Origin of the sequence: Acinetobacter sp. YH12231 (genome assembly GCF_013417755.1) — a bacterium.
GTDB classification, from domain to species: Bacteria; Pseudomonadota; Gammaproteobacteria; order Pseudomonadales; family Moraxellaceae; genus Acinetobacter; species Acinetobacter amyesii.
Map to the genome: position 1 here is coordinate 1 of NZ_VPDJ01000020.1, position 11412 is coordinate 11412.

Below are 11412 nucleotides of genomic sequence, written 5' to 3' on the forward strand. Positions count from 1 at the left end.
AGCAAGTAACTTGGACCAGTGTTGATCATTTAGCATTGTTCGAGGCATAGCGAGTGTAAAATTGGGTTTGGCGATTTAATTTTACTATCTCGCTATTTTTTTAATCAACAAATGTCAACAGACCCTAAAATCGACCATGCATATTTGCATCAAGCCATTGTGAAAATAGGCAATCACATGGCGTTTTCCTGTGGTTGATTTGTTTCTAAATGCGTCTATTTCAAGTATCTGCTTCAAATCGCGTTATAACTATTGTTAGACAATAACAGAGAAGAGGCGAGAACGATGACAACTGAAAATAAAATTGATCAATTGAAAGATAAAGCGTCAGAGTTGGGTGATGATCTAAAGCTCAAAGCCAAAGAGGCTCAACTTGAAGGTGAAAAAGCACTCGATGGTACAAAGCATAAAGTTGAAGAACTCAAGCTTGAGGGTGAAAAAACCTTAAATGACGCCAAACATGAACATGCAGAACAGCATGCTGAAACCAAAGACCGTCTAGAGCAGTTAAAAGCAGAAGCGAGTCATAAATTTGATGAAGCCAAAGTCAAAGCCTCCGAACTTAAACATGAGGCTGTCGAAAAATTTGATGAACTAAAAGTGCAGGCGACAGAGAAATTTGACGAGTTAAAAAAGAAAGCCACTGACACACTGCATAAGTTTAAAAAAGATGACCAAGCTTAATTGGGGCTGATTAAAAAGCCGTTCTATAAAGAGCGGCTTTTTTAGGTTTCATTGCTTTAATCCATCTAAATTTTCAGTCTTAATATTTTTGACTTGATCATCGACTACGGTAATCACGTAGCGCATATTGGCAATTTCGTAGGTGTAATCTACCGCCAATTTTGCAGGCAGATTTTTCTCTTGCAGCGGATAGGACACCATTTTCATCGGAGAGGCTTGCATACGCGAGCGCATGAGATCGAGGCTATCACCAATCGCTACAGTTTGTCGGTCAGGTGTTTGAATGGCTTCAGTCGCAATTTCTGCATAGGCTGCTGAAGTCAGGAGCATCAAGGCACATAAAGTCGTTTTATAAATATTCTTCTTATAGATAGTCTTCGGATACATCGTCATCCCCATTTTAAAAACTAAAAAGCACAAAATGTGCCTTTAGATTGCACATCCATCGCTATGATTATTCTGTTGAAACGACTGAAATATAAACTGAAATTACGCTGTAAAAGTATGGTTGATATGTAATCAATTCAAATTTAATGGCTTTGGTTTAGCCGCATAGATCAACTACACGGGCATTTTAAGTGGCGCACGCTAGAAAAATTGTTTGAAAGCTGACTAAATTACTCAACTTTATAAGCTTATAGGGATAAGTCATTCATCTCCCTCTTACTCTGTGGCAAATGAACAGGTAAACTATCGCTATTATCTTTTGATTTTCCTGTTTGGAGACAACATAATGTCGTGGCTTTCTTCTCTAAAATCTGTGTTTTCACCCTCCCAAGAGGTGAAAGAAGAGGAAATCCAACAGGTTTTACAAAACTATGTACTTCCCAATTCAAATAATGCCTTAAAAGACCGTATTTCACAGGTCAATGTGCAAGGTCAGATCTTACAGATTACGATTAACACCTTTCCTTCAGAAGCTAATGACTTACAAAAAATTCATGATGATTTGGCTGATGCGTTGGAAAAATGCGGTATTAATGAGCTGAATATGCATGTGATTCAACAAAAAACAGGGCATAAATCTGAAGGTGGTTGTGGTCACCATCATGCAGAAGGCGAAAGCTGTTCTAGCCATGAAAAAGCTGAAAGTTCAGCAGCAAAAAGTCAGTTACCTCCAGTTGTGGATGCGTCTGCGAAAACACCTGAAGCACCTGCTGAAGTTGATCCGAATAATCCGCCGATTCAAAAAGCGGCTCCACAACAGCGTGATGTACCGAAACATCAACGCATTAAAAATGTCATTTTGGTGTCATCTGGTAAAGGCGGTGTGGGTAAATCGACCACCACTGTGAACTTGGCGCTCGCATTACAACAGCTGGGTTTAAAGGTTGGGGTATTAGATGCAGACATCTATGGTCCAAGTATTCCAACGATGCTCGGCAATGCAGGCCGTACGCCTATGATTGAAGCTGAACAATTTGTACCAATTGAAGCTTATGGTTTGGCAGTCTTATCGATTGGCCATTTAACAGGTGATAACAATACCCCTGTGGCTTGGCGTGGGCCGAAAGCGACGGGGGCGTTAATGCAGCTCTTTAACCAAACTTTATGGCCTGATCTGGATGTATTGGTCATTGATATGCCACCAGGCACAGGTGATATCCAGTTGACGCTTGCACAGCGTATACCGGTGACAGGTGCTGTGATTGTGACGACACCACAAAATGTTGCATTAATGGATGCGACCAAAGGCATTGAGTTGTTTAATCGTGTACATATTCCCGTGATGGGCGTGGTTGAAAATATGTCGACTCACATCTGTTCGAACTGTGGGCATGAAGAGCAAATCTTTGGTACAGGTGGTGGCGACCAACTTTCAGCCCAATACGACATTCCGCTCTTAGGTCGTTTACCGCTGAATGTACAAATTCGTGAAAATGCCGATGCAGGGAAACCATCTGTGATAGCAGGTGATGATGCTGCTGAAAGCTACATGGCGATTGCACAAAAAGTTGCAGATGCGTTACCTCAGGCTGAAAAAGATAAAAACCGTATTTTCTAAGGGTGAACTGAAATTTAAGTTGATCGTATTAAAATCTGGCCTCGTGCCAGATTTTTTATAACGTGGTATTGGGAGTGTTTGAAAATTATGAGTACTGAACTTTAGACATTCAACGATGTCTATGAATTACACATCTAAAAAACGATTTGCACAATTTCTTATTTTTCCTGCGATTATAAGCCGTCTGCCAAGGATAAAATTCTTGAGGCATATCAAAGGATGTCGCGTTTGTACTTAGTTTTTACAAAATAGCTTTCACGATATTTCTATTATTTTGGCTAGGATCAATTCTTTGAACGGCAGTAACTGTACAAACGCATTGTGTCTTAGATTTTTTGCCAAATGTCCTCTGTTACAAGGGGCTTAGCATTGAAAAAATATAGAGGAACAAATAATTTTAAATATTATTTGAAGTCATTAAAACCCACCCATCAAATGAGGGTACGCCTTAGTCTAAGAAATTAAAAAGCCCGGTAATTACCGGGCTTTTTAATTGGTTTTTTAGGAGGAAAGAGACGGGTTTGCTTTACGTTTAGCAGTGATAATATTCACCGTAATTGCGATGATGACCATGATAATGCCTACAATATCTGTAATGGTTTCTGGAATAATCATACACAGCGCACCCACACCTAAAAAAATACGCCAGAACCAGTTGAGATAAGTCTTGAAATAACCTTCAACTGCGGAGCCTAAAGCGAGAATTCCTATCACTGAAGTGACAGTAATACTCGCTATAGTTGTCCATGCTGGAAAGGCAAATTCTCGAGCATTGACTGCAACATTGGTGGTATCAATCATCAGCATGGCAGGGTTATAAACGAATAAAAATGGAACAATAAAACCAGCAAGAGAGAGTTTTAAGGCCTGAAACCCAGTGCGCATTGGATCACCGCCTGCAATTCCTGCACCAGCAAAGGCGGCAAGGGCAACTGGTGGGGTGATGTTTGCAAATAAACCAAAATAGAACACAAACATATGCGCGACTAATACAGGAATATCAAAGTTTGCGAGTGCTGGTGCTGCCATAGTGGCAGTAATGATATAGGCCGGAATAGATGGAAGCCCCATGCCTAAAATCATCGATGCAATCATGGTCAAAAATAAAGTGAGAAAGAGACTACCTGCACCTAAACTCATAATTGAAGAAGTCATTACTGAACCAAAACTTGTCAGACTTACTACGCCGATAATAATACCAACGACAGCACAAGCAGCCATCACAGATAATGATTGTTTGGCTCCATCAACGAGCGCATCTAAAATATCTTTTACGCCCATTCGTGTTGATTTTCTTATAGCTGCTACAAAGATGGTCAGGACGATGGTGTAGACAGCAGCATAGCTCACAGGAATATTTTGAAATAAGAAAAAGACCAGTGCCAAAATTGGAATAAGTAAATGTCCACGCTCTTTTAGAACTTCTTTTACTTTTGGTAAATCAGCTTTAGGTACGCCTTTCAGATCATCTTTACCCGCACGGAAATGAACTTGAGCCATGACGCCAAGGTAATACAATAAAGCAGGTAATAAGGCGGCTAGTGCAATTGTGCCATAACTCACGCCAGTTGTTTCGGCCATAATGAAGGCACTCGCACCCATGACTGGTGGCAAAATTTGTCCACCAACGGATGCACTGGCTTCAACGGCACCAGCAAAATTCTTGTGATAACCAATCTTTTTCATCAATGGAATAGTAAATGAGCCTGTACCAACAACATTGGCAACAGCAGTTCCATTAATACTGCCCATAAATCCACTTGAAATTACAGCAACTTTGGCAGGACCACCTTGTTTATGACCCGCCAATGCCATGGCAAGATCATTGAACAATTTCCCCATACCTGATTTTGCAAGAAAAGCACCAAAAAGGATAAATAAGAAAATAAAAGTGACGGATGCACCAATTGCCGAAGAATATAAGCCCTCGGTTTTTAAATACATATGTCCGAAAATGTCGCTGATGGTATAAGGGCGAGTAATTAATCGATCTGGCAACCAATCAAAGTGACTGATAAATGTATAGGTCAGGAAAATTAAACTTAAAATGGGCAACATCCACCCCATGACCCGGCGAGTTGCTTCTATGACTAATACCACACTCATAATTGCAAACGCGATATCTAAGGTATTTGGAATACCACCTCGAGTGGTCATAATAGATTGATATTCTTTCCATAAATATAAAAAACTGAAGATGGAAAGCAAAGCCAAGAACCAATCGAGAAGTGAAATATGCTGTCGGGAGCTTGTTTGACGAGCTGGATAGAGTAAAAAAATGAGTGCTAGGCCAATAGCGACATGGGCTGCACGCTGTATTAACTCAGGTAAAGGATTAAACGTAATAAATAAATGAAATAATGAATAAAAGATCGCTACAAATGCAACAAAGTAGGTAACAGATTTGCTCATATTGATTCGAGTAACAGATTCCCGATCAAATTTTTCTAATATGGCTTGTTGTTGTTTCTCATCGAGTTGTTCTAATACAACTTTATCTTCTTTGGAATTCATAGGCATTCTCCAATCCACCAAGACTTCCATTTGGGTTGATATTGAACCGAGATGTTGACCAAACTATAGTCTGGGTAACTTTGAAAAATAGACCAAATTTTTTGGTCAGCGAGGATAGTGCCTTGCATATTTCTAGAAATCACCCAGTTGATTTCATCTATATTTTGATTGACCCGCATTCTAATCACACCATTTTTTTGAAACTCAATGGGATAATTTGAGGGTGTACCTGCACCAAATGAAATCAAATCGGTGTGGCGCAGTAAAAACGTATTCTTTTGACGCTGATATTGTTCAGACCAAGCCGTCTTTTCTACTGAATGCTTCCACTGTAAATCAAATTGATCAGTTGAAATTTTGCATATATCAGTTTCAACTCTAACCTGCGTATACAGTGTTGGATAGCTAGCATAGATTAAGAAGAACAATATAAAAAATGCAGTATAAACTGCATTTTTTTGAAGCTTATTATTTTTTAGCCACTTCATCATAGTAGCGTTTCGCGCCTGGATGTAGAGGCGCTACAAGGCCTTGTTGAGCACCTTCAAGCGTGATTTCTGTTGCTGCTTGGTGTGAAGTTGCCAATTGAGGCAAACTGTCAAAGAAAGTTTTTGTTAGTTTGTAGACATCATCATCCGATATATCTGTGCGAACAACTAATGCATTTTTAATTGCGGCAGTTTGAATGTCCGCAGTATTGCCATATGTGCCTTTTGGAATAATCATCGGTAAGAAATAACTTTGATCTTTAGCTATTTCTTTGACTTTATCTGCATTGATTGAAACCAACTGTAGATCAAAGCTTTGTTGAAGTTCCATGAGTGATGAATTTGGAATGCCACTAGTCAGGAATGCTGCATCAAGCTTGCCACCTTTTAAAGCATCAGCGGCTTCAGCATAGCCCAAATAATCAACTTTAATATCTTTATAGGTGATTCCAAAACCATTCAACAGTGTACGTGCATTTACTTCTACACCTGAATTTTGTGCACCTACAGCGATACGTTTACCTTTCAAATCTTCGATATTTTTGATCCCTGATTTTTTAGAGGTTACGATTTGTACGTAGTTGGGATAAAGCGCTGCGACTTGGCTGACATTCTCAACTTTACCATTTGCGAAACTTCCTGTTCCGTTCAGTGCTTCTGTTAAGCTGTCACTCATAACAAATGCCATTTCAACTTTATTCTGTTTCAGAAGGTTTAAGTTTTCGACGGATGCACCTGTAGTTTGAGTCTTAGAATTTACACCAAAGGTTTTGTTATAAATTTCTGCAAGACTTGTCCCAATCACATTGTAAGGTCCTGATGCCCCACCAGTTGCAATGGTTACGAACTTGGTTTGAAGTTTGTCAGATGTAGCAGTTTCTGCGCTTTTTCCTTCCGTGGTATTTTTTGAAGTAGATTGATCATTTGAGCAAGCAGTAATACACGCCAAAGTAACCGAGAGTAACGTGAGTTTTGTCCATTGGTTCATAGAAACGTCCTTTTACACATAAATTTTGAATATTGATTTGATGAGTTTTAATTTTAATTTCCACTACTCAATTGAACATAACTTAATCAATTATTTTTGAAAAGTATTTTTTTTTGATTTTTTAGTCTCCAATAAATAATGGTTATGCGTAAGAATGGCATGGAGCTATATCGTTTATTTTAATAATATTTTGTTACGTGTAAAAACTGTAGGGTATACATGGAATCATGTGAAATTTCTTTTATAAATATAAGTTCAAACTATTTCTTTGAATTGTAAGGTGCTCTGAATGACTGTTCAGCTAAGGTTCTGTTTTTTCTATTTAAGTTACTGAATTTATAATTAAATAAGGAGTTTTTTATAAGCATTTCTATTTTTTATTTTGCTAATACGAAACAACTGAATTAATCTTCGCGGATTAAGTTTGAGGTCAAAGTATGATTTCATGGTTTTTTATTGGTCTAGTTATCAGTATTTTGTTAACGCCGGGACCAACCAATACGCTACTCGCATCTTCGGGTATTCAAGTTGGGCTACGTAAATCATTCCGACTCATTCCAGCGGAAGCCTTTGGTTATCTTATTTCGATTAGCCTATGGGGTTTTCTCATCGGTAAAATTTCCGTATATCTACCTTTATTGCCGACCATTTTGAAATTGTTTAGTGCTGGCTATATTCTATTTTTGGCTATGCGATTATGGCGTACAGCAACTGTTGCTGAAAATTTTAATCAAAAGGGCATTCGTGCACGCGAACTTTTTGTTGCGACGTTATTAAACCCCAAAGCATTATTATTCGCATCTGCGATTTTTCCTGCATTGGCTTGGCAAAATGCGCAGTATTATGTAGCTCACATGCTAATTTTTTTGTTGTTGATCGTTCCAATAGCATTCTTTTGGACCTTTCTTGGTTCAGTTTTGGCATCGAATAAAATTAGTTGGCTCAATCAAGCCAATTTACAACGAACAGCGTCATTGGTCTTGGTTAGTTTTTCGATACCACTGAGTTATTCTGCGATTTTAAAACTCTAAATTGATTTCAAAATGACTAAATCCGCTTAGTTCGGCAAAGCTTATTTTCATTAAGTCGGATTTCAGTTAAAGTACCACGCAATAATTGATTTAAGTTTTTGGATAGAGATAAATGGCTATTAAGTCTGATCGTTGGATTCGCGAAATGAGCGAAAAACACGGCATGATTGAACCGTATGCAGAAAACCAAGTCCGTTATGATGAAAATGGCGAAAAGCTTATTTCGTATGGCGTGTCGAGCTATGGTTATGACGTGCGTTGTGCTCGTGAATTTAAAGTCTTTACCAATGTTCATTCAGCAATTGTTGACCCTAAAAACTTTGACGATAAAAGCTTTATTGATATCGAATCAGACGTTTGTATCATTCCGCCGAACTCGTTTGCACTAGCACGTACAGTCGAATATTTCCGTATTCCACGTAATGTTTTAACCGTTTGTTTGGGTAAATCAACCTATGCTCGCTGCGGTATTATTGTCAATGTGACGCCTCTTGAACCAGAGTGGGAAGGTCACGTGACTTTAGAATTTTCGAATACAACCAACTTACCTGCACGTATTTATGCGGGTGAAGGTGTCGCACAAATGTTGTTCTTCGAATCAGACGAAGTGTGTGAAACCTCTTATAAAGACCGTGGTGGTAAATACCAAGGTCAAACCGGTGTGACATTACCGAAAGCTTAATCCTTCGGATTCAGTTTAAAAAAAGCGGGCGATTAAGCCCGCTTTTTTGTTGGGTCATTCATCGGAAAATAGACCATTCGGTGGGGAAGTTTTTGCAATTGAGTAATTATTCAGCATAATAAAAAGTTAAGTGACTGGTCTATCACAAGTCTCTATTTAAGGAATAAATGGACAATAACATCAAAGCCAGTTCTCAGGAATAAATATAAGAGAGATGCAGAGCATCTGATAAAAGGAAGGTCGAGATGACTCAATTCACCCAGGCTAAGTTATTCCGCCAGAGTTGCTTAGCAGCCGCAGTCAGCATGTTTGCTGCACCATCTGTTTATGCGCTTCAAGATTTATCAGATGAAGCACTTTCAGCCACAACAGGTGAAGGTGTTGCACTCACTTTAGAAAATTTCAAAATGGTCTTTCAAGGGCCAAATGACCGTTCTACCGCTTCTAGTTATGCGTCTGGTATGGTTGATCCAGGGAAAAACGATACAGGTTTTATTCGGATTATTCCTACTGGTGAAAACTATGAACAATTAGGGCAGCGTGCTTACGATAAAATCTACAAAGCAGCTTATGTTGATGCTTATCAGCAAGGCCGAGTTACGGGCTATAACGGTGTTTATGACTCAACTTTCTTAAGTTCTAAAAGCACTTATGAGACCAATAATGCTACACGTATTACCAATGAAACCATCGCAACATATTCAACAGAATATCGTGGTCGATTAGTACAGTCTTATCTTGAATCGCCAACGATGAAGGCATATTACGATCAGCGTTATGCAGATTATAAAAATGGTACTATTATTTCGGGCTTAGAATCTGATGGAACAACAAATAAAACGTTGACAGCAGGTCAGGATAATAAATCTAAAGAATATGCACTGCAAAATACGTATGAGATGATTGAGTTACTATACGGTAACAATAGTACGGGTAATTTACCGACCACTTCGACTTTTTATAAAAATTATGTCTCAGGAAAAATTACACGTTCAAATATTATAGATACGACAAAAAATGCTCAGTTGAATGCGAAAGCTGCAGAAACCCTCAATCAGTTGGCAACTGACTATGCCAAGCTTGAAGCTCAAAAGGCGAGTGATGCAGCATTAGCAACGGTGAAAAAAAATGCTGAGATTACAGCAAAACAAATTGCATCGACTGCGACCGTATCGAGTCTCAGATCGAAAGCAGATGTATTTATATATGGCTTAGCCCTGTCCAACAGTAAAGATAAAAATGGCAAAAGTTCATTAGCAACACGCTATACCGATCAAGGGTTTAATTGGGGCACAGCTGAAAATCCATGGCTTTTCCATGCGGGAAATCAAGATGTTGAACAATTTGCGGCAAATAATAAAGGAAATGTTGGTTACTTAGCCATTGAGGCACCATTAAAGAAAATTGCAGCAGATGATGCATCTAACAATATCAAACTTGGTTTGTGGATGGATGTATTTTCACGGTCTTTGAATTCAAGTAATGTTGTTGATCCGATTACCGGTGCGCCGACCAGTGGCTTGGATAAAGACTATCGTTTACGTACTCAAATTGTTGCGAATGGTTTGAGCTTCAATGGTTCACAAGTTCGAATTTTTCAAACCCTAAAATCAACCAATACCAATTACAACCAAACCTTGGGTTTAGCCAGTCTAATTCGTATTAACACCAACGATCGTGCTGAATCACTCAGTATTAATGATAGTGATTTGGATGCTCGCGGCATGCGTATCAGTACAGCTGCACGCCCTGAATTGGATGATGGAACAGCAGCGACACCAGCGATGGATCGATCTGCAGCTCCAATCTTTCATGAAACTGAAGGTCTATATTTATATAGCCCAAATATCAATTTAGTTTTAGGAAATATGTATCAGCCCTTTATTGTGGGTTCAGAAGGTCGAAATATTATTTTGGAAGTGACACGTATTCCAAATGTACCTTCTATTTACAGTAAAATTTATACTTACTATACGGATATCGCTGGTAATACCACAGGTACATCGGGTTTAAATGCCTCAGACTTTAAAGGATCAACCTGTAACGTCTATAGTTGTGGCACGGAGTTAAAAGCAAACTCTTCAGATGCGACAGCACTATATCAAGGACGTAATGCAACACACAGTAGCATTGCGATCGGTACAGTAGAGCGCTTGCCTGGTAATCTGTTGAATGCAAAAAGTACGGATACTGCGACAGGTGTGGTGTTTAAAGGTGTCAATGGACAAAGCACGAATTTAGGATCTGTTGCCATAGATGGCGTATTGATTCAGCACTTAAAAATAAGAACAACAGGGCTGTAGGAGAAATCACATGTATAAAATTTTATGCGCTGTTGTTTGTGCTGCACTGACACAAACTCATGCAGGTTTAGTGTCTATGGATAATAGGGAACTTACCGCTGCAACCGGTCAAGGCGGTGCAGATCTCAGTTGGACACTTTCCTTAAATCATCAATATGCCAATGATATGTCAAAAAACAACATATCAATCATGGATGCGAATGGTAAAACAACGCAAGCATTTTATGGATATCAATGTTCATCCAATGAGTTTTGTCGCTTAGCACTTGCGCCCAATAATCATGTGGATGCAAATGGTAATAAGAAATGGTTGGTGTTTAAACAGTTTCAAGGAACGTTACAGATCGATCAATTTTCACTAGATGGTGTGACGATTATCAATCGTGAAGGTAATCCACAAACGGCTATGCAGTTGACATTTTATGATGATAAGCCATTAAAAATTAGGAATTTAGGCTTTGCTACGTTGGCGGTGGAAACAGGTACGACAGGTAAGGAAGGTTACGAGAATACCAGTACTTATACGACCTATACCGAAAAGAAAGCTGATGGAACAACTTCAACTTTAGCTGTGCCTGATTTTGATCGTGGTTCAGAACAAGGATTTATGGGTGTTAATGTGCATGGCAACATGCACATGAGTGGAAAGTTAAACATCTTCAGTTTTAACTGCACTGGAAATGGTGCAGGTCGCTGTTAATCAGCTGTGACTGAATA

The 11412-nt window shown here is 39.0% G+C and carries 10 protein-coding genes; 6 read left to right on the forward strand and 4 right to left on the reverse strand.

Annotation, left to right across the window (positions count from 1 at the left end):
• Positions 1 to 285: 285 nt before the first annotated feature.
• A complete protein-coding gene (locus FTV11_RS12675; RefSeq protein WP_180021294.1) occupies positions 286 to 684 on the forward strand; it encodes a hypothetical protein in 399 nt (132 codons plus the stop codon).
• 48 nt (positions 685 to 732) lie between these two features.
• On the opposite strand, the gene FTV11_RS12680 is transcribed toward FTV11_RS12675, so the two are convergent.
• The gene (locus tag FTV11_RS12680; RefSeq protein WP_180074107.1) at positions 733 to 1071 is read right to left on the reverse strand and encodes a hypothetical protein; all 339 of its coding nucleotides are present in this window, start codon (positions 1069 to 1071) and stop codon (positions 733 to 735) included.
• A 346-nt stretch (positions 1072 to 1417) separates the two neighbouring features.
• Here FTV11_RS12680 and apbC point away from each other — a divergent pair, with 346 nt between their 5' ends.
• Complete coding sequence (apbC, locus tag FTV11_RS12685; RefSeq protein ID WP_180025843.1) at positions 1418 to 2689, forward strand: iron-sulfur cluster carrier protein ApbC; 1272 nt, start codon at positions 1418 to 1420, stop codon at positions 2687 to 2689.
• 501 nt (positions 2690 to 3190) lie between these two features.
• Here apbC and FTV11_RS12690 read toward each other — a convergent pair.
• The 3 genes from FTV11_RS12690 to FTV11_RS12700 are packed head-to-tail and all read right to left on the reverse strand — an operon-like array spanning position 3191 to position 6679.
• On the reverse strand, positions 3191 to 5203 hold the full coding sequence (locus tag FTV11_RS12690) for a TRAP transporter permease (RefSeq protein WP_168379309.1): 2013 nt from the start codon (positions 5201 to 5203) through the stop codon (positions 3191 to 3193).
• Positions 5200 to 5694, reverse strand: coding sequence for a DUF1850 domain-containing protein (locus tag FTV11_RS12695; RefSeq protein WP_257222191.1), 495 nt, complete (start codon positions 5692 to 5694; stop codon positions 5200 to 5202). Before FTV11_RS12695 ends, FTV11_RS12690 begins: the two co-directional genes overlap by 4 nt.
• Positions 5672 to 6679: a TAXI family TRAP transporter solute-binding subunit gene (locus tag FTV11_RS12700; protein ID WP_168379308.1), complete on the reverse strand. Its 1008-nt coding sequence runs from the start codon at positions 6677 to 6679 to the stop codon at positions 5672 to 5674. The genes FTV11_RS12695 and FTV11_RS12700 overlap by 23 nt, the downstream gene beginning before the upstream one ends.
• A 437-nt stretch (positions 6680 to 7116) precedes the next feature.
• On the opposite strand from FTV11_RS12700, the gene FTV11_RS12705 reads away from it, so the two are divergent.
• The 4 genes from FTV11_RS12705 to FTV11_RS12720 all read left to right on the forward strand — a co-directional run bounded on the left by FTV11_RS12705 (position 7117) and on the right by FTV11_RS12720 (position 11395).
• Positions 7117 to 7710, forward strand: coding sequence for a LysE family translocator (locus FTV11_RS12705; protein ID WP_180023160.1), 594 nt, complete (start codon positions 7117 to 7119; stop codon positions 7708 to 7710).
• A gap of 112 nt (positions 7711 to 7822) precedes the next feature.
• Positions 7823 to 8392 (forward strand): dCTP deaminase, encoded by a 570-nt coding sequence (gene dcd / locus FTV11_RS12710; protein WP_005008040.1) that lies wholly within the window; start codon positions 7823 to 7825, stop codon positions 8390 to 8392.
• Positions 8393 to 8637: 245 nt separating this feature from the next.
• Entirely contained in the window at positions 8638 to 10695 is a 2058-nt protein-coding gene (locus tag FTV11_RS12715; protein ID WP_180074108.1) for a hypothetical protein, read from the forward strand.
• Between the two features lie 10 nt (positions 10696 to 10705).
• A complete protein-coding gene (locus FTV11_RS12720; protein WP_168379306.1) occupies positions 10706 to 11395 on the forward strand; it encodes a hypothetical protein in 690 nt (229 codons plus the stop codon).
• Positions 11396 to 11412 lie beyond the last annotated feature (17 nt).